The sequence below is a fragment of the Elongatibacter sediminis genome (genome assembly GCF_037892215.1).
Lineage (GTDB): Bacteria > Pseudomonadota > Gammaproteobacteria > Xanthomonadales > SZUA-36 > Elongatibacter > Elongatibacter sediminis.
In genome coordinates this window covers 75,924-94,065 of sequence record NZ_JAZHOG010000006.1, presented here as the reverse complement: position 1 = coordinate 94,065, position 18,142 = coordinate 75,924, and the positions used below count along the sequence as shown (strand labels likewise).

Sequence of the window (18,142 nt, the reverse complement as noted above, 5' to 3'; positions counted from 1 at the left end):
TGGCCCGGCACCTTCCCGGGCCGGTCAGGTTTGCGCCGTCAGCCAGTGGTCGATGGCCTCGGCGAAACGGCCGGGCGCGTTGGGATCGGTGCGCAGATACAGCGAAGGCTCGATCAGTTCCAGCTCCATCACGCAGAAGCTTCCGTCCGCGTCACGGACCAGGTCCGTGCGGGCATAGAGGGGCGCCGGGTCCAGTGTGTCCAACGCACGCCGGGCGGCGTTTGCCAGGGCCGGCTCGGGCACGACCGACTGAATCTCCGCTCCGCGCTCCTCCTGGGTCCGGAATTCACCGTCCGCAGGACGCTTGACGATGGCGTGGCTGAATTCACCGCTGAAATGAAACAGGGAGTATTCCCCCTCATCGATGACGCCACGGACAAACGGCTGCGCCATCGCCGGTCGGCCTGGGAAACGGGCGGCGACCTGTTGCAGCGTGGCGTCGGAGAGCGGGCCGGACAGCCGAAAAGCATCCTCGCCATTGGCGCCGACCACCGGCTTGATGACGATTTCGTCGCTGCCGAGACGCGCCCTGCATTCCGCGGGCGTTTGCTCCGTTACGCCGTCCAGCCACAGCGTCGGCACGATGGGCACGCCGGCGCGTTCCAGTTCGCGCAGGTAGGTCTTCGCCAGGTTCCAGCGCACCAGGCCCAGGGGATTGGCCAGCCGGGTCGCCCGGTCGATGGCGGCCAGGGTCGCCAGGAAAGCCTCCACGTCATCCCAGTAATCCCAGGTCGAGCGGATGATGACCGCGGCGAATTCCTCCCACGGCGTGCGGTCCTGGCGCCACGAAACCACCTCCGGGATCCAGCCAAGGTCAGCCAGGGGTGCGAGCGCGAGATCGTCGTCAATGACAAAATCGCCGGACTGATCCAGGCTCAGAAAAGCCAGCCTGCGGCTCACCGCGCACCGGTCTCCGCCGCCCCCATCGAAGCCTCGCGGTCAGCGACCCAGGCATCGATTTTGGCCTGCAGGCGATTCAGCGGCACGGCGCCGTCTTCGAGCACCCGGTCGTGAAACGCCCGGATGTCGAAGTCTTCACCCAACGCGGCTTCCGCCCGCTCCCGCTGGCGGCGGATTTCCAGCGCACCGAGCAGGTAGGACGTCGCCTGGCCGGGCACGGCGATATAGCGGTCGATTTCGGCCGCGTTACCGGCGCGTGAATTGGCGGTGTGCGCATTCAGGTAATCCAGCGCCCGCTGACGCGACCAGCCCAGGCCATGAATGCCGGAATCCACCACCAGGCGTGCAGCCCGCCAGGCCTCGTTGGACAGCATCCCCACCCGGTCGAGGTCGGTACCGTACAGGCCCATCTCATCGGCCAGGCGTTCGGTGTAAAGCGCCCAACCCTCGCCGAAGCCGGACAGGTAGAAGTAACGGGAAATGTCGTGCAGGTCGGTGCGCTCCTGCGCGATGGTGAATTGCGTGTGGTGGCCCGGGTAGGCCTCGTGAAATGCGGTCGCTTCGAGGCCGGCCTTGCTCTGGCTTTCGGCCCGATAGGTGTTGATCAGGTATTTCCCCGGCGAACTGCCGTCAGGGGCCGCGGGCACGGCCTGGCCCAACGGCGCCGTACGCTCCTGAAACTCCGGGTAGGGCTCGACGATGACAGGAGCTTCGGGCACCCGGCCGAACCAGTCCGGCAGCACGGCCTTGGCCCGCGCCAGCGCCGCTTGTGCATAGGCCACCATATCAGCCCGGCCGGTGAACAGGTATTGCGGGTCGGTCTTGACCAACTGCAATAACTTGAGCGGATCCGGCTCGTCGAAGCTGCGCGCGCCGATCTCGCTCAATTCGGCCATGACCCGTTCCATGTGCTCCAGCCCGATGCGGTGAATCTCCTCCGGCCCCAGCTCGACCGTGGCCCAGTAGCGGACCGACGCCCGGTAGCAGGCCGCACCGTTCGGATTGGCGTCAACGCCAATGGTCTCGCGCGCCGACGGCGCATAGGTTTCGGCCAGGTAATCACGGTAACGCGCGAAAGCCGGCAACACCTCGTTTTCCAGGGTCACGGCCAGCCGCCCGCGAAAACCGATATCCGCGTTCGCGGCCGCGACCATGAACGGCGTTTCCTCGACCGGCAGACCCAGAAACGCATCGAGCTGACCGACCACGGCCGCCACGCTGTTGGCCGGCGCCGTGTAACCGAGTTCCACACCTTCGCGCAGGTTGACGATTTCGGTGTCGACGTAGTCCGCCATCTGGCTGATCCGGTTCAGCGTGTCGATGTGTTCCTCGGCGGTTTCCATGCGCAGCTTGTCCGCCAGCACGGTGAACTCCGCGAGCCAGCCGGTCCAGGTTGGACTGATGTGCCACAGTTCCTGCCGGCAAACCGCCCGGTTGATATTGCTTTCGAGCTGGTGGCGCAGCAGGTCCGCGGTGATCCGCGCGGCCGGAGCGGTTATCGCTTCCCCGGGAATCGCATCGAGGCGGGCCAGCAGGTCCTGTTCGAGAATCTGCCAGCGGGCCAGTGCTTCGAGGCTGTTGTCCGTGAGGCGGTCGGGTGCGGGATCCGGCGCGCCCGAAACCGGCGCCTGCTCGGGGTGACGGTCGAAGTAGGCGATCACGTAGTCGTCGGCCAGGGCCACGACGTCGCGCGCGGCTGCGGCCCGCTCGGCCTGAAGGGCGGCCCGCGCCGCCGACTCATCCGCTGCACGCTGCGCCGCCTGTTCCTCTTCGCTCGGTCCGCAACCGCACAGCAGGCCCAGGACGACCAGCGCGGGAAGCAGAATCCGGGTTCCGTGACGCAGTCCCTTCGGGGTCATTGACGCACTCCCATTTGATTTTGATTTGTTCATCAGCCCGCGATTGTGACATCCCCGCCGCGAATTGCCAGCGGGCGCGTCGGGCGGAGCGGTTCGCGCGAACGTGGCGTGCCGGCTTGCATGCGATATCATGCACGGACAGACGTCACCGCCGTCAGCATGGTTGAGCACACGATGAGCAAGGACCTGCAACGCGCACAGGCGCAACTGGAACAAACCGAAACGGCCCTGCATGCCGCGGCCGAGGCCGCAAAGTCCGCGGCCGTGGCCGACTGGCCGGACCCCACTGAAGATCCGTCCAAACCGAAGAAACCGCCCGGCACCGCCCGCGGAATCGAAACCATGTTCCGCAGCGCCTACCGGGTGCAGATGGAGCTGACCAGCCTGGCCGACAACAAGGCCAACATGATGATCAGCATCAACGGCATCATCATGTCGATCATCATCGCATCGGTCGCGCCCAAGCTGGATGCCAACCCGTGGCTGTTGCTGCCGACCGCGTTGTTGCTGGTGGGCTCGATGATTTCCATCGTTTTCGCGATACTCGCCGCGCGGCCGCGGGTCAGCCACCTGCCCATCAGTCTCGAAGACCTGCGCCACAGCGAAGGCAACATCCTGTTTTTCGGCAACTTCGCCAACATGAGCGAGGACGACTTCACCCGTGGCATGGAAGACCTGATGGCCGACAAAACCCTGGTCTACGACACCATGATCCGCAACATTCACGGACTGGGCGGCGTGCTGAACCAGAAGTTCGCCCTGCTGCGCTACGCGTACACCAGTTTCATGTTTGCCCTGATATTCGGTGTCACATCGTTTCTGGGTGTCTTCGTATGGGTCTCCCAACAACTGGGCTGAATCCGCGTATCCGGTAAGATTTTGCGGTTGCGAACCGAGCAGAATATGCCGCTGTTCGCGGACTGAGCCCCGAAGCCCGGCCCGGCGATCAACCCGTCCGAACGCGATTCACCGCGTGGTTTTCGATCAAGACGCGCGCTGGTTCCAGCGAGCATTGCAGGGTCGCAGTTCGCGCAGTAAAGTGAATCCATCGTCTGCGCAAGCCGCACCAGGAAAGCCGACCGGAGTAAGTTCATGAGCAACACCCTCACCGTCAACGGGCAGGACCACACCGTCGATGTCGACGGCAACATGCCACTGCTGTGGTATCTCCGCGATGTGCTCGAACTCACCGGCACCAAGTACGGCTGCGGCATGTCCCTGTGCGGTGCCTGCACTGTCCACCTGGACGGCAATGCCGTGCGCTCGTGCATGACCCCGGTGAGCGCCGCCTTCGGCAAAAAGGTGACCACCATCGAGGGCCTGTCGCCGGACGGCTCCCACCCCCTGCAGATCGCCTGGATCAAGAACAACGTGCCGCAGTGCGGCTATTGTCAGGCCGGCCAGATCATGTCGGCGGCCGACCTGCTCGAACGTAACCCGGACCCGAGCCTGGACGAGATTCATGCCGCGATGCAGGGCAATATCTGCCGCTGCGGCACCTATCTTCGCATCCGCAGCGCCATCCAGGACGCCGCAAAGTCGATGCAGGAGGCCTGAGATGAGCGCCACCAGACTGCTGTCCGGCGGCGTCAGTCGCCGTGACTTCATCAAACACTCATCGCTCGCCATCGGCGGGCTGACTGTCAGCGTGGCCCTGCCGCTGTCGGCCGCCACCGGCGGCGACACCGGTTTTCAGCCCAATGCCTTCGTCCACGTCGCTCCAGACGGGACCGTGACCCTGTGGTGCGGACGCTGTGAAATGGGCCAGGGCATCAGCACCGCGCTACCGGCCGCCGTCGCCGACGAACTGGAAGCCGACTGGGCACGCGTCACCGTGCTGCAGGCCGACGGCGACAAGAAATACGGCCCGCAGGGCACCGGTGGTTCGCGCAGCATCAACATCATGCTGGAACCGATGCGCCAGGCCGGCGCCGCCGCGCGTGAAATGCTGGTCGCAGCCGCCGCGCAGGCCTGGGGGCTGGCCGCCACCGACTGTTACGCGGACAACCACGTGGTGCGCAACCGGCAGGACGATCGCGAACTCGGCTACGGTGAGCTGGCCGACGCGGCCGCCGCTTTGCCCGTGCCCGAAGAGCCGGCGCTGAAGTCGAAAGACGAATTCCGCTACATCGGCAAGCCACTGCCGCGCCACGACCAGGACGAGGTCGTCGTCGGCACGCGTGTGTACGGCGCGGACGTGAAACTGCCGAGCATGAAATACGCCGCCATCCGCCACGTACCGGTCATGGGCGGGAGCCTGAAATCCCTGGACAAGTCGGCACTCACCGGCATCGACGGCATTACCGCGGTGGTGGAAATTCCGCGCTACAACAAGCCGTTCGGTACCCTGGGCGGCGTGGCAGTGGTCGCCGACAACACCTGGCTGGCGCAGCAGGCGGTCGGCAAACTGGACATCGAATGGGAGCGCGGCCCACACGGCGATTACGACACCGACGCCTACAAACAGGAACTGGTGCGCAACGTGGAGGCGCCGGGCGAAGCCGTGCTCGACCGCGGCGATGTGGATGCGGCGTTCGAAAACGCCACGGTACGCCACGCGGCCACTTATGTCGGTGGTCACCTGTCGCATTCGCCGATGGAACCCATGGCCAGCGCGGCCTGGGTCACCGACGAGCGGTGCGAAATCTGGGCTTCAACCCAGGATCCACAGGGAATCCAGAACACCATCGCCGACTACCTCGGCCGCCAGCCCGAGGACATCATCGTTCACGTGATGATGGCCGGCGGCGCCTTCGGCCGGAAGTTCAAATGCGACTACGTCACCGAAGCGGTGGCGCTGTCCAAGGCGATCAAGGCGCCGGTGCAGCTCACCTGGTCGCGTGAAGAAGATACCCGGACCGGTTACTACCATTCCTGCAGCGCCCAGCACATCGAGGCCGGTGTCGATGCCGAAGGCAACCTCACCGGCTGGCTGCACCGGGCGGCGTTTCCGCCCATCTCCTCGCTGTTCGACCCCTCCGTCACCCGGCCCGGCGAGAGCGAACTGGCGCAGGTGACCGGTCACCCCTACGGCGTCCCGAACCTGCGTGTCGAGTCGGGCGAATCGATCGCGCATACCCGCATCGGCTGGTACCGCGCCGTGTACGACATTTTCTGGGGTTTCGCGTTCAACGTCTTCACCGACGAACTGGCACACAAGGCCGGTGCCGATCCGCTGGCCTTCTACCGCCGCATCTACGAGCGCAGTCTGGCCACCGCACCCTCGGACGAGCCGCGCCGCGAACAGGCCCAGCGCTCGCTGGCCGTTCTCAACAAAGCCGCCGAAATGGGCGAATGGGGCCGTTCCCTGCCCGACGGTCACGGCCTGGGCCTGGCCGTCCACCACAGCTATCACAGCTACACCGCCATGGCCGTGCACGCCGAAGTGCAGGGCGATGAGATCCATGTACACCGGGTGGACTGCGCGGTCGACTGCGGCCTGGTGCTGAACCCGGATATCGCGACCGCGCAAATGGAAGGCGCGGTGGTCATGGGACTCGGACTGGCACTGCGGACCGAACTGAAGTTCAAGGACGGAGCCGTCGTGAACTCGAATTTCCACGATTACCCGGTGCTCCGCATCCACGAGACGCCGCCCGTGATCAACGTGGCCTTCATCGGCCAGGATTACCGCTCCACCGGCCTGGGCGAACCCGGCGTTCCGACCTTCGCCCCGGCATTGTCCAACGCGGTGTTCGCAGCCAGCGGCAAACGCTACCGCCAGGTCCCGTTCGCCGCAGCAGAGCCCGTATAGGTTTCCGGGCAGGTTATCGACTCTGGTTGGAGACCATCGCGGGACGTCCGGAAGTGAACCTTCGTCCCTTCAAAAATCAGGGGTTGGTGCCACTGAGGTCCGCCGCGCGCTGTGACATGCCCCTTCCAGAACTGTCGAAAACAGGAAGTTTTCGATCAAGGCCCCAGGGATGGGTTTATGCAGGGCAGGCTAGAGTGACCGCACGGATTGAGCGCAGCGGAGCGAAATGAGTAAGGGAACGAAGCCGTAGCCCGTGTCCCCTGAGGGGAATGTGCCGCAGCGCCTGCCTGCTCGAGGGCGCGTTTTGCATGAGCCTTCCAGATGAGCGGAATTGAACTAACGCGAAACCAACAAGGTCTCAAGGCTACTGCACCCAGCCACCTGAAGAACTGTAGTTAAGCGCCAGCCTAATCGAGGTTAGTCAGTTTCTTTTCAGCACATATGGCTGACGTTGAACGCACGCATCACCGGGCGGGTGAAGTAATTCGGCATTTGCAAGCCGAGGAAGTCGCCCCCTTGCCAGGGCGAGAATTTGAGATATGAGCAGCAATGGCAAATGAATTTGGAGTGGGTGGAAAAAATACTGGCCAGAACCAGAACTCTGGACGAGGCGGCAGGCATCTGTGCTCGATTACTTCAGAGAGCTGAATGATTCCGGCGGACTCCCCGGTCAAGAGAACCATGAACCCAAGAGACCGCAAGAATACACAGCGGACGAGCCGCATTGCATGGCGAAGAGCCATGTCGATTATCGCAATCGCTGCCGCCATCACAGTGACGGGCTGCGACCGGCCGGCCGAATTCCAGACCGATTGGCAGCCACCCGGATTTACGGTTATCCATTCCGATGGAGATACCTTCCGCTATCCGGAGGACCTCGAACGACCGACCATCGTGCTTTTCTGGGCGACCTGGTGCCCGTACTGCAAGGCAGTGATGCCGCACCTGCAGAGCATTCTCGAGGAATACCCCGGTCAGGTGGACGTGGTGGCGCTCACCATTCGGGAGGATGGCGATCCCGCCGCGCTACTGGCCGAATACGGCTATGACTTCCGGCTGGTCGAGGACGCCGACCGGGCGGCGGAGATGTGGGGGGTGAAGGGCACGCCGGGTCTGTTTCTCGCCGATGCCAGCGGCCGTGTCGTATTCGACCGCATGCGGATTCCGCCCGAGGCCGCCGCTGCGGCCAGCGGCGATGTCGAGGGCATGAAGCACTACCAGAAGGCGGCTCGGGGCGCTCCGTTCTGGGCCGCCCGCCTGCGGCGCTCACTGGATCTGCTACTGGACTGAAGCCGCGACCCGCGGTTGCACACGGCCCGTGACCGGCCCGGGGTAATCAACTGTCGCTGGCTTCGTCCACTGCCTCTGTCGGGGCTGTGCTTCGCTGCCCGGCATTGCCGGTGTCACCCGGCTCGAGAACCTCGAACTCCCGCAGTTCGACGTTTCCCGCCTCCTGTTCAATGAAGCGGTCGAGCCGCGCAGCGTAGTCGCGTAATTCGCGATAATGCCCGGCATCGCGGACCGCGCCGCCGCCTCCGTCCACGGCGCCACTGACCGAACCGGACGGTGCCGCGCTGCCGCCGTCGGCACCATTGCCGGTGCCCGGATTGGTGGACCAGAACTTCGGCATCTGCACGGCGTACACTTCATCGCAGCGCGTACCCAGCCGTGAGCCCGTGCAGCTACGCATCTGGCGATCGGCCTTGCGACGGGCCTCCACGGCCAGCGCCACCCGGCCCCATTGGCGCAGGTAATTCTCGGCCCGTTTCTGCGCGGTTTCCCTCTGGTCGACCGGAATCCGGTCCTTGACCTCGCCCAGATAGGTTTCCAGTTGCGGGGCTTCCGACTCCGCCGCCAGCACGGCCCAGGCAAACGCGTTGACGAGATCCTGTTCCACACCTTCACCCATCAGATACATGTAGGAAGCGCGGTACTGCGAGAACGGATCACCCTTTTTCGCCAACCGCACGTACTGCCGGAAGGCTCGGTGGTGGTCACCTTCGGCATAGTCGGCATCGGCCCGCGCCGCAGCGCGCTGGTCGGCATCCTCACCACCGAAAACAGGCGCATGAAAACCCAGCCCGCCCATCAGCAAAACGACCGCGAATACGGAGAATTTTCCCGGGCGGGCGCGGCAGCCCGACCCAGGTCCAGTGCGAAAGGCGGCCTCGAAGAATCGACTCTCGACAAATGGCATGACCACGCTCCTCCGTCCGTAAAGTGAATGACTGTTCGTGTTCGGTGTTGCGGTTTTTATACTACGAAGAGCTACGTAGTTCAACTTCGAGCGCTGTCCGGCGGCAACGCTGCGAAGGCAGCCCACTCTCGGGTATATTGGGCGGCGCATTCGCGCACCACAGGCTTTCTTCCCCGATGACCGTCGAAAAAATCACCCGCCGTTCCCTGCTCAAGTCCGCCGGCGCCACTGGTGGCCTGCTGGTCCTGGGCGTGTACGTACCGGTTCTGCAAGCCGCTGTCGAAGCGGACGATGCCGCACCGGTTTTCGTGCCCAACGTGTTCGTCGCTTTCCAACCGGATGGCCAGGTGATCATCACGGTAAGCCGCAGTGAAATGGGTCAGGGCGTGCGCACCAGCCTGCCGCGCATCGTCGCGGACGAGCTCGAAGCCGACCTGGAAAAGATCACGTTGCAACAAGCCGTCGGTCATCCCCGCTACGGCGACCAGAACACCGACGGTTCAAAGTCCGTCCGCCTGATGTTCGACCCCCTGCGCCGGGCCGGCGCCGCGGCGCGGATGATGTTCGAACAGGCCGCCGCCGATTACTGGAACGTACCGGTGGTGGAAGTGCAGGCCGACCGGCACGAAGTGCGTCACAAACGCTCCGAGCAGCGCCGCAGCTACGCCGAGTTGCTGCCCGACGCCGCTCGGCTGCCGGTACCGACCGATTTACGGCTCAAGCACCCGTCGCAGTTCCGTTATATCGGCCAGCCGGCGAGTGGTGTGGACCTGCCGGACATTGTCACCGGCCGCGCCAAGTACGGTTACGACGTGCGCATACCGGGAATGAAGTACGCCTGCGTGGCGCGCGCACCGGTGTTCGATGCGAGAGTGGTCGACTACACCCCCGACGAAGCGATCGCGGTACCCGGCGTCAGCGCGTTCTACCGGATTCCGTACTCGCCGCACACGCGGGAATTCCGGCCCGAGGAGGGCATCGCCGTGGTGGCCGACAACTCCTGGTCGGCGATACGGGGACGCGACGCACTCCAGGTCGATTGGGATCTCGGCCAGCACGCCGACCACGCCACCGACGCCTACCGTGAAGCCCTGCGCGACAGTGTCCAGAAGCCGGGCACACCACACCTGCGGCGTGGCGATATCGAACTCGGGCTCGAAGGCAGCGGCCCCCTGATCGACGCGACCTACGAAACCGCGATGCTGGCGCACGCGCCAATGGAACCACCGGTGGCCACCGCCTGGGTGCGGGAGGACGGGAGCTGCGAGATCTGGGCGCCGGTGCAGGACGCTGGCGACACCCGGCGGCTGGTCGCCGAATGGCTGGATGTGGAACCGGACCAGGTCACCGTCAATGTCACTCTGCTGGGCGGCGGTTTCGGGCGCAAGTCGCAATTCGACTTCGTGCTGGAAGCGGTCGAGGTGTCGCGCCAGGCCGGTGCTCCGGTGAAGCTGTTGTGGACGCGCGAGGACGATATCCGCAACGACTATTTCCACGCCGAGTCGGTCCAGCGCATGACCGCCCGGCTGGGGCCTGACGGCGTGCCCAACGGCTGGCGCATGCGGGCTGCCTATCCGTCCATCGACTGGATGTGGGAACCGGGCCTGGACGAGCCGATGCCCTGGGAACTGGGCATGGGCTGGACCAATATGCCGTTCGACGTGCCGGTGGTATCGGTGGAAGGCTGCAAGGCCCCGATCCCGATTCGTATCGGCTGGCTGCGTTCGGTGTGCAATGTGTGGCACGCCTTTTCAATCAATTCCTTCGTTGATGAGCTGGCCTTCGTGGCTGGCAGGGATCCGGTGGAGTACCGGCTCCGGCTGCTGAACCACGATCGGGAGTTCCCGGCGCCCAATGAGCCGCGCGACCCGCTCGAGTCATTCAACGGCCTGACGGTGGACACCGGCCGCTACCGCAATGTGCTGGAACAGGTGGCAGTACGTGCAGGCTGGGGCAAACCCCTGCCAATCAATCGCTTCCGCGGGATTGCCGCGCACAACAGTTTCTACAGTTACGCGGCTTCGGTGGTCGAAATCGAGATCCAGCCGGATGCCTCCTTCCGCATCGTGCGGGTCGACACCGCGGTCGACTGCGGGCGCATCGTCAATCCCGAAGGCGTGATCCAACAGATCGAGGGCGCGACGATTTTCGGTCTCTCCCTGGCTCTGTACGGCGAGCTCACAGCCAGTGGCGGGCGGGTGGAACAAAGCAATTTCCACGACTACCGCCTGATGCGCATCGACGAGGCACCGCCGGTGATCAAGGCCTGGCTGGTGAACAGCGATCACCCGCCCAGCGGCATCGGCGAGCCCCCAACCCCCACCATCGCCCCGGCGCTCGCGGGCGCGATGCACGCGGCAACCGGTTACCGGTTCCGCAAGCTGCCACTGCTCAAGGAATGGGACTCGCTGCGAGCTCCGTCCTGATTCCGGACCACCAGCCCATCGCGGCGGTCTGCATATCCGATACTGAAGACCCGCTGTCCAATCAGGGCCGGTTCCACTCACGACATCCGGGCAAACCGCACTCGGTGACCTACCCCTCAATGTACTGACAGGTCCGCCGCATGCCGTGACCTACCGCTTCCAGGACACACGGGTTCCGGGCTCTCTCCTCTTTTTGTCTCGCCCGGAAGTGAACCTTTGCCTCATGAAAATCAGGTGATGGGTGCCACTGAGGTCCGCCGCGCGCTGTGACATGCCCCTTCCAGGACCCGGCATAAACCCGTCCCTGGGGCCTTGATCGAAAACGTCCTGTTTTCGACAGTCCTGGAAGGGGCATGTCACATCACCCGGCTGGGCTGCAGAGACCTTGGCGGGGCGAACAGAAAGGCAGAAGTGAATTTGAGCGCTGAAGCAGTGGTACGGGATTGAGGATTTGCCACCGTAAGTATTCACTTCTGCCCAGGCAGGTGATGCGGCGCGTTCCCCTCAGGGGTCTCGCCGCCAGGACGGCGGCGCGAAGGCCCCAGGGAAGGGTTTACGCCGTCCCCTGAGGGGAATGTGCCGTAGCACCTGCCTGCTCGAGGGCACCGTTATCCAACAGCCTCCCAGATAAGCGGAACTGAACTAACGCAAAACCAGTAAGGTCTCCAGGCTGTTGCACCAAGACCCCGAGGGGAATGTGCCGTAGCACCTGCCTGCTCGAGGGCACGGTTATCCAAAAACCTTCCAGATAAGCGGAATCCAAACAATGCAAAAACCGCAAAGCGCCAGAACCCTCGCGCCAAAGGCCTGAGTGGAAGGTGACCAGGCGCCCGAGGGCAGTCGTTTCCCGGTGGGCGCTCGAAAAGACATCCGCGTGGTCTATAATCCCGGCCCTTTGCCCCCGGGAATTCCAACCATGTTCCGCAACCTGCGCATGTACCGCGTGTTCACCAAATGGCCCGAAACCGAAGAACTGCTGTCCGAAGTCCTGTCCAACGTGGCCTTCAAACCCTGTGACGCGTACTCGGAGAAAAGTGCGGGGTGGGAATCGCCGTCAGACAACCCGAACGGCCCGCTGTGCCGCCGGCTGGCCGGGGCCGACCTGCTGCAGTTGCGGACCCAGAGCCGGGTTCTGCCGGTGGCAGCGGTAAAGGAAGCCGTTGAAGAACGAGTGGCGGACTACCGTGAGCGGACCGGGGAAGATCCTGGGCGCCGCGACATGCGCCGGCTGAAAGAGGAGACGCGGGACTCGTTGCTGCCCAAGGCGCTGCTGAAGTCCGACCGGCTCCATGCCCTGTTTCTGCAATCCGAGGGCGTACTCGCCGTCGATACCGCGTCCGCACCCAAGGCCGAATGGCTGCTGGATCATCTGCGGCCTGCGCTGGGCCGGCTGCAGGCCGTGCCGCTGGCGTTCAAGTCACCGGTTGGCGGCTTGCTTTCGCGGCTGTTCCTGGGCAAAGCGGTGGCCGGGTTCGACGTCGGCCGGGAATGCCGCATGCAGGAAATGGCCGACAGCCGTTCGCATGCCACCTGGCGGGAAATGGACCTCGACGATGCCACCATCCGCCAACACGTGGTCGACGGCATGCGCATCACTCAGCTCGGCCTGATGTACGACAACGTCATGAGCTGCGTGATCAGCGAGGACGCCGTGATCAGCAAGATCAAGTTCGCCGGCGGGGAGGCGGAGGACGTCACGGACGATGAGGACCCGCAGATGCGCCAGGATGCGGAATTCGTGTTGCTGACCGGCACCCTGCAACGCCTGCTGAAGGACCTGAAGAAAAACCTGGAAGGCTATTCCGAGGCCGGGCCGGCAGCGCCGGACGCCAGCTAGCACCCGCGGACCCTCGTCCGCCGCCGGGTTCAGCCACCCGGCTCAGCCCACCACCGGCCCGGTCACGCCGATGAATCCTGGCCGGACTCGCACCATAGCCGCCAGCAGCTTCGATAGGTCGCTTCCAGGTCACGGGTGAAAGCCTGGGCGTCCATCAGCGCGGAGGCCCGCAACTCATCACGCAAGCCGGCGCGGATGCGGCCGAGCCGTTGCGGGTCCGCGGCCAGTTCGGCCGCGAGGCTGACGAAGGCATCTCGATCGTCCGCCACCCACTCTGGATGGCCCGCCGAATGCAGCAGGCTGCCGCCCACGCGGCTGCGATGCTCCCGCCCGGTGCGGGTAATTACCGGCACGCCCATCAGCAGGCTTTCACAGGTCGTGGTGGTGCCGTGGTAGGGATAGGTATCGAGCTGGATGTCGATCCGGCTGTAGGCCTCGAGGTGTCCGTCCCGCCCCGGAATACGACCGGCGAACTCGATGCGGCCGGGATCGATGCCCTGGTCGCGCAACAGCGCCAGCAATTCGGTCTGCAGCGGCTCATGGTCCAGTGACGGGTACTTCATCAGCAGGCGGGAGTCCGGCACCCGCTTCAGCACGTCGGCCCAGCACGCCAGCAGCGGGGGATTGATTTTCGCCACGTTGTTGAAGCTGCCAAAGGTCACGAATCCATTGCTCAGGCAGGGTGCCGGGGCGACGGGTGGCGGCTCCGAGATCGGGTGGTACACCGAGAACAGACGCGGCAGGTGCAACAGGCGTTCGCTGTTCCAGTCCTGGGCATCCGGCAGCGGGTCGGTGCGCGCGTCGACGATGCGGTAGTCGACCGAGTCCAGACCGGTGGTGTGGGGCGAGCCCAGCCAGGTGATCTGGACCGGCGCCGCGCCCCGCGCCAGCACACCGGGCCGCCCCTCGCCGCTGGTGCCGTTGAGGTCGATCAGAATGTCGATGCCGTCCGCTTCGATCTGGCGCGCCAGCGCCGCATCGTCCAGGCCTGCGGCCGCAACCAGGCGGTGTACCGACTGTTGCGCCAGCCGGGTGTAGTCATCGTGCCGTTCGTGCAGGTGGTAGGCAAAGGTTCGTACCCGGCCGGGATCGTGCTCGCGCAGAACCGGCAGGATGAAATAGGCCACCGGATGGTGGCGGAAGTCGCTGGACAGGTACGCGATGTTCAACACCCGGTCGGGTTCGGCCGGGTTGGCGAAGGAGCGGCGCCGGTCGCCCGCGTGGCGCGGCCACCACGCCGCAAGCTCGCGGTGAATGGCGTAAATTTCCTCGGCCGTGTGCGTGGTGTCGTAGTTCAGGGCGAACAGCCCGGTGGTACGGGCCCGTTCGTGCTCCGGATTCAGTGCCAGGGCGCGCTCGCAGGCCGCCCGGCAGCGGTCCGCGTCCACCAGGGCCTGCCGTCGCGCCGCGGCGAGCTGGTACCAGGCGTTAGCCAGCCAACCCCGTTCGCGCGGATCCTCCGGAATCGCGTCATCCAATCCATCGAGGGCGCGCGCGAGCATGTCGACCACATCCGGATGGGCGAGCAGCCGGCTCCAGTCGTTGCGTGACGAACCCGGATGTTTGCCGATGGCGGTATCCGCCGCCTTGCCCGCCGCGAGCACGCGAATGGTGGCGTCACCGTAGCGGGGAAACTGCTGGCGCGCCGCGCAGGCGTAGTGCTGCAGTGAACCGGTCAGGTCGCCCGACAGTTGCGCATTCAGGCCGCGGAAATAGTCCGTCGCCGGATGATCCGGCGCGAGGCGCAACAGGCGCGCCAGGGCCGCATTCCTGGCGGCCGCATCGTCACAGGTAATGGCAACTTCGAAGGCTTTGGATGCCGCTTCCGGGCTGCGCGGCTGCAGCCGCCGCCACGCCTCCAGCACGTCCTGCAGCCGGGCGGGGTCGCGATTCGCACCCCGGGCCAGTTCAATGTCGATCTGCAGGCGGCAACGCTCCGGCGACGCCGGGGCTTGCTGCGCCGCCTGTCCGGCGGCATCGTGCAACCCCTGCTGCAGCAACGCGCGTGCGCCCGCCAGCGCCTGTGCGGGATCGGGTTGCGCCTGCCGTGAAGGCAGGGGGGCCGCGCCCGGGCGGCCGTGGCAGCGTTTGTACTTGCGGCCGCTGCCGCAGGGGCAGGGTTGATTGCGCCCGGGTCCGTTCACGTCACGGCCCCGTGCCACCGGTTCCGGCGTCCGCACAGGCGCCTTCGTGGCGGAGCGAAACCCCGGCGCTCCGCCGCTGACAGTCGTTGCCGTAGGTTTTTCCGTCGCAGGCACACACCGGCCGGTACTCGCGCGTGCACGCCTGCGGCTGCGCGATGCATTGACTCGCCGACGGGTCGGAACCACACTGACCGGGCGGCGATTCGCAGAAATTACCCGCCGCGCAAGCCACCTGCTCTCCCGGACCGCAGACATTCTCCCCAACCGCGGGGCCGGGGGCGTTTCCGGTTGCCGAAACACAGGCCGCCAGGAACAACGGTACGGCGAGGGGCAGCAGTCGAATCCATCGCTGCATGACTATTCTCCGGATGTTGGTATCACGGGTTCCAGCGTAACGAATTCGTCGCCGGTTCGCGCTGATTCCGCCGGGCACAGCGTGGCCACGTCCTGGCGGATGATTTCCGCCATGCGGACGGCACTCGCGGTCGGGTAATCCGGTTCGGCGAACACCAGATAAACCTCCGAATAGCGCTCGCGCCCTTCGCGCAGCGGCAGGGGCTTGAGCTGACCAGCCTGCAGTTCCCGTTCGATCGAATGCTCCGGAAACCACGCGAATCCCATGCCGCTGCAGGCGGCGGCGATCTGCGTGGCCTTGTTGCTCACGGTCCAGCGCTGGGCGGCGCCGGCCCACCCTCCGCTGCTGCGCGGACGTTCGACAGCCGTATCGCGAATCCGCAGATGCCGGTGACGGGCGAGATCGTCCAGCGTGACGGGCCGGTCGAGTTGATGCAGCGGATGCTCCGGATGAGCGGCCGCGATGAATCGCAGGCGCAGCAGAGGTTCGCCCCCGAATCCCTGGGGCAGGTGGGGCGTCACCGCGAGATCGACCCGGCGATCGAGCAGGGCTTCGTCCATGCCGCCGAGAACCGTTTCGTACAGCTGCACCCGGGTGGCGGGGCGTTCTTCGCCAAAGCGGTTCAGTGACCGCAGCAGCAGCCAGGTGGGAAAGACGATCTCCACGGCCAGGCGCAATTCCGGGTCCCAGTCCTGGCCGAGGGCGGCCGCACTGCGCTCGACCGATTCGGCCCGGTCGATGAGATTCTTCGCGCGCAGGTACATGGCCTCGCCGGCGGGCGTCAGCCGGGCCCGGCGACCGACCCGTTCGAACAGCTTCAAATCCAGTTGCTGCTCGATTTTCTGGACCGCGTAGGTGATCGACGACTGAGTCTTGTGCACCTGTTCGGAAGCCTGGACGTAGCCGCCGGCCTCGACGACGGCGACCAGCGCCCGCCATTGCTCCAGGGTGATTCGTGGCCCTCTCATATCTATTTATTCGATTTAAATTGGCTAATTTTTTAATTATTAATCTATTTTCGTGATGTTTAGTATGGCTCCATCGTCAACACACGACAAGGAGTCTCAACATGAAAACACTGCTGCAAATCCAGTCGAGCCTGTCCTCGGATGACGGACAGTCATCGCAGCTGGCCCATCGCTTCGCGGCCCGCTGGTTGCAGGCCAATCCCGGCGGCCGCATCGTGGTCCGGGATCTCGCCCGGAACCCGGTTCCCCATCTGACCGCCGAACGGTTCCAGGCTTTTCTGACCGACCCGGAGGACCGGTCGCCGCGGCAACGGGAGATCGTGGCCGAGTCGGAAACCCTGATCGGCGAACTGGAGGCGGCCGACGCCATCGCCATCGGACTGCCGATGTACAACTTCGGCATTCCCTCCACGCTCAAGGCGTGGATCGATCACGTGGCCCGCGCCGGGCGCACGTTCCGCTATACGGAGAACGGCCCGGAAGGCCTGCTGGCTGACCGGCCGGTGTACCTGCTGGCCGCACGCGGCGGACTGTACCACGGCACTCCGCGCGACACGCAAAGCGCCTACATGATGAATTTCCTGGGCTTCATCGGTCTGCACGATGTCGAATTCGTGTACGCCGAGGGACTGGCCCTGGGCGCGGAGGAGGCCCAGGCCACCTTGCAAAACGCCCACGCACAGATCGATCGGCTGGCCGGTGTCCGGCTGGCCGCCTGAAAATACCGGGACAACACACCCAGGCGCAGTGAACCGCGCGGCACCTGGGTGACAAACCAGACGACCCTGAGGTCGGGAGAAACAAACATGAACACCCAGCAAACCACCCGGAACGTGATCAGAACGATGCCCGGCATGGAAACCTCGGACGGCGCCGGCGTTAAACTGCGCCGCAGCATCGGCGGCGGGTCGGGCGGCCGGCTCGACCCCTTCCTGATGCTGGACGAATTCGGCACCGACAATCCGGATGATTACATCGCGGGCTTTCCGCCACATCCGCACCGCGGCTTCGAAACCGTCACCTACATGATCGACGGCCACATGCGCCACGAGGACCACCTCGGCAACGTCGGCGAGCTGAAGAGCGGCGGCGTGCAGTGGATGACCGCCGGTCGCGGCGTGATCCACTCCGAGATGCCGCAACAGGAAAGCGGCCGCATGCGAGGCTTCCAACTGTGGGTGAACCTGCCGGCGGACGAAAAGATGCAGCCGGCGGCGTATCGCGACATCCCGGCCGCGGAACTGGTCGCCGTGGATCTCGAAGACGGCGGGCGCCTGAAGCTCATCGCCGGCCGACTCGAGATCCACGGCGAATCGCTCGCGGGACCGATCAACGCCGAACCGGGTTCGATGCGCACCGACCCGCTGTTCGTCGATCTGCAGCTGCCCGCGGGCGGCCGTCACCGGCTGGCCGTACCGGAAGGTCACAACGCCTTCGTCTATGCCTACGAAGGCAACCCATTGATCGGCGGCGAGCCACTGGCGGCGCAACACGCCGGCATTCTCGGTGAAGGGAGCTTCGTGGACATCGAAGCCGGATCGGACCCGGTGCGCCTGATCGTGGTCGCGGGCCGGCCGCTGGGCGAGCCGGTGGCGCAGTACGGACCTTTCGTGATGAACACCCGCGAAGAGATCGAGCAGGCCCTGGAGGACTATCGCCAAGGCCGGCTCACGGATTGACGATGCGCCGCCACTGTGCGGGC

Annotated in this window: 14 protein-coding genes; 8 read left to right on the top strand and 6 right to left on the bottom strand. The window is 65.1% G+C overall.

Going from position 1 to position 18,142, the window contains the following annotated elements:
• Positions 1-24: 24 nt before the first annotated feature.
• Both V3330_RS10280 and V3330_RS10275 read right to left on the bottom strand, forming a co-directional pair.
• Positions 25-900 carry an ATP-grasp domain-containing protein gene (locus V3330_RS10280; protein ID WP_354695330.1) on the bottom strand — a complete coding sequence of 292 codons (876 nt, stop codon included), beginning with the start codon at positions 898-900 and terminating at the stop codon, positions 25-27.
• On the bottom strand, positions 897-2,759 hold the full coding sequence (locus tag V3330_RS10275; RefSeq protein WP_354695329.1) for a DUF885 domain-containing protein: 1,863 nt from the start codon (positions 2,757-2,759) through the stop codon (positions 897-899). Before V3330_RS10275 ends, V3330_RS10280 begins: the two co-directional genes overlap by 4 nt.
• Positions 2,760-2,933: 174 nt before the next feature.
• On the opposite strand from V3330_RS10275, the gene V3330_RS10270 reads away from it, so the two are divergent.
• From V3330_RS10270 to V3330_RS10255, 4 genes are all read left to right on the top strand, one after another.
• Positions 2,934-3,617: a Pycsar system effector family protein gene (locus tag V3330_RS10270; protein WP_354695328.1), complete on the top strand. Its 684-nt coding sequence runs from the start codon at positions 2,934-2,936 to the stop codon at positions 3,615-3,617.
• Positions 3,618-3,851: 234 nt separating this feature from the next.
• Positions 3,852-4,316 (top strand): (2Fe-2S)-binding protein, encoded by a 465-nt coding sequence (locus tag V3330_RS10265; protein WP_354695327.1) that lies wholly within the window; start codon positions 3,852-3,854, stop codon positions 4,314-4,316.
• Position 4,317: 1 nt separating this feature from the next.
• Positions 4,318-6,513 (top strand): xanthine dehydrogenase family protein molybdopterin-binding subunit, encoded by a 2,196-nt coding sequence (locus V3330_RS10260; RefSeq protein WP_354695326.1) that lies wholly within the window; start codon positions 4,318-4,320, stop codon positions 6,511-6,513.
• A gap of 741 nt (positions 6,514-7,254) precedes the next feature.
• A complete protein-coding gene (locus V3330_RS10255) occupies positions 7,255-7,803 on the top strand; it encodes a TlpA family protein disulfide reductase (protein WP_354695325.1) in 549 nt (182 codons plus the stop codon).
• Positions 7,804-7,849: 46 nt separating this feature from the next.
• Here the strand turns inward: V3330_RS10255 and V3330_RS10250 are convergent, their stop codons facing one another.
• The gene (locus V3330_RS10250; RefSeq protein ID WP_354695324.1) at positions 7,850-8,710 is read right to left on the bottom strand and encodes an SEL1-like repeat protein; all 861 of its coding nucleotides are present in this window, start codon (positions 8,708-8,710) and stop codon (positions 7,850-7,852) included.
• A 176-nt stretch (positions 8,711-8,886) separates the two neighbouring features.
• Between V3330_RS10250 and V3330_RS10245 the strand changes: the two genes are divergently transcribed.
• A complete protein-coding gene (locus tag V3330_RS10245; RefSeq protein WP_354695323.1) occupies positions 8,887-11,136 on the top strand; it encodes a xanthine dehydrogenase family protein molybdopterin-binding subunit in 2,250 nt (749 codons plus the stop codon).
• 916 nt (positions 11,137-12,052) lie between these two features.
• Complete coding sequence (locus tag V3330_RS10240) at positions 12,053-12,973, top strand: recombination-associated protein RdgC (protein ID WP_354695322.1); 921 nt, start codon at positions 12,053-12,055, stop codon at positions 12,971-12,973.
• 62 nt (positions 12,974-13,035) lie between these two features.
• On the opposite strand, the gene V3330_RS10235 is transcribed toward V3330_RS10240, so the two are convergent.
• Genes V3330_RS10235 through V3330_RS10225 form a run of 3 tightly spaced genes read right to left on the bottom strand, consistent with a single transcriptional unit; the run spans position 13,036 to position 16,440 of the window.
• The gene (locus V3330_RS10235; protein ID WP_354695321.1) at positions 13,036-15,117 is read right to left on the bottom strand and encodes an O-linked N-acetylglucosamine transferase family protein; all 2,082 of its coding nucleotides are present in this window, start codon (positions 15,115-15,117) and stop codon (positions 13,036-13,038) included.
• Between the two features lies 1 nt (position 15,118).
• Positions 15,119-15,472: a Kazal-type serine protease inhibitor family protein gene (locus tag V3330_RS10230; RefSeq protein WP_354695320.1), complete on the bottom strand. Its 354-nt coding sequence runs from the start codon at positions 15,470-15,472 to the stop codon at positions 15,119-15,121.
• 2 nt (positions 15,473-15,474) lie between these two features.
• A complete protein-coding gene (locus tag V3330_RS10225; protein WP_354695319.1) occupies positions 15,475-16,440 on the bottom strand; it encodes a LysR family transcriptional regulator in 966 nt (321 codons plus the stop codon).
• Between the two features lie 101 nt (positions 16,441-16,541).
• Between V3330_RS10225 and V3330_RS10220 the strand changes: the two genes are divergently transcribed.
• Positions 16,542-17,159: an FMN-dependent NADH-azoreductase gene (locus tag V3330_RS10220; protein ID WP_354695318.1), complete on the top strand. Its 618-nt coding sequence runs from the start codon at positions 16,542-16,544 to the stop codon at positions 17,157-17,159.
• An 87-nt stretch (positions 17,160-17,246) separates the two neighbouring features.
• Positions 17,247-18,119 (top strand): pirin family protein, encoded by an 873-nt coding sequence (locus tag V3330_RS10215; protein ID WP_354695317.1) that lies wholly within the window; start codon positions 17,247-17,249, stop codon positions 18,117-18,119.
• The last annotated feature ends 23 nt before the right edge of the window (positions 18,120-18,142 follow it).

What these genes read in the sequence shown, in the direction of transcription:
- V3330_RS10275 (WP_354695329.1), bottom strand. Translation starts at nt 2,759, where the DNA reads ATGACCCCGAAGGGACTGCGTCACGGAACCCGGATTCTGCTTCCCGCG.
- V3330_RS10270 (WP_354695328.1), top strand. Translation starts at nt 2,934, where the DNA reads ATGAGCAAGGACCTGCAACGCGCACAGGCGCAACTGGAACAAACCGAA.
- V3330_RS10265 (WP_354695327.1), top strand. Translation starts at nt 3,852, where the DNA reads ATGAGCAACACCCTCACCGTCAACGGGCAGGACCACACCGTCGATGTC.
- V3330_RS10260 (WP_354695326.1), top strand. Translation starts at nt 4,318, where the DNA reads ATGAGCGCCACCAGACTGCTGTCCGGCGGCGTCAGTCGCCGTGACTTC.
- V3330_RS10255 (WP_354695325.1), top strand. Translation starts at nt 7,255, where the DNA reads ATGTCGATTATCGCAATCGCTGCCGCCATCACAGTGACGGGCTGCGAC.
- V3330_RS10250 (WP_354695324.1), bottom strand. Translation starts at nt 8,710, where the DNA reads ATGCCATTTGTCGAGAGTCGATTCTTCGAGGCCGCCTTTCGCACTGGA.
- V3330_RS10245 (WP_354695323.1), top strand. Translation starts at nt 8,887, where the DNA reads ATGACCGTCGAAAAAATCACCCGCCGTTCCCTGCTCAAGTCCGCCGGC.
- V3330_RS10240 (WP_354695322.1), top strand. Translation starts at nt 12,053, where the DNA reads ATGTTCCGCAACCTGCGCATGTACCGCGTGTTCACCAAATGGCCCGAA.
- V3330_RS10230 (WP_354695320.1), bottom strand. Translation starts at nt 15,472, where the DNA reads ATGCAGCGATGGATTCGACTGCTGCCCCTCGCCGTACCGTTGTTCCTG.
- V3330_RS10225 (WP_354695319.1), bottom strand. Translation starts at nt 16,440, where the DNA reads ATGAGAGGGCCACGAATCACCCTGGAGCAATGGCGGGCGCTGGTCGCC.
- V3330_RS10220 (WP_354695318.1), top strand. Translation starts at nt 16,542, where the DNA reads ATGAAAACACTGCTGCAAATCCAGTCGAGCCTGTCCTCGGATGACGGA.
- V3330_RS10215 (WP_354695317.1), top strand. Translation starts at nt 17,247, where the DNA reads ATGAACACCCAGCAAACCACCCGGAACGTGATCAGAACGATGCCCGGC.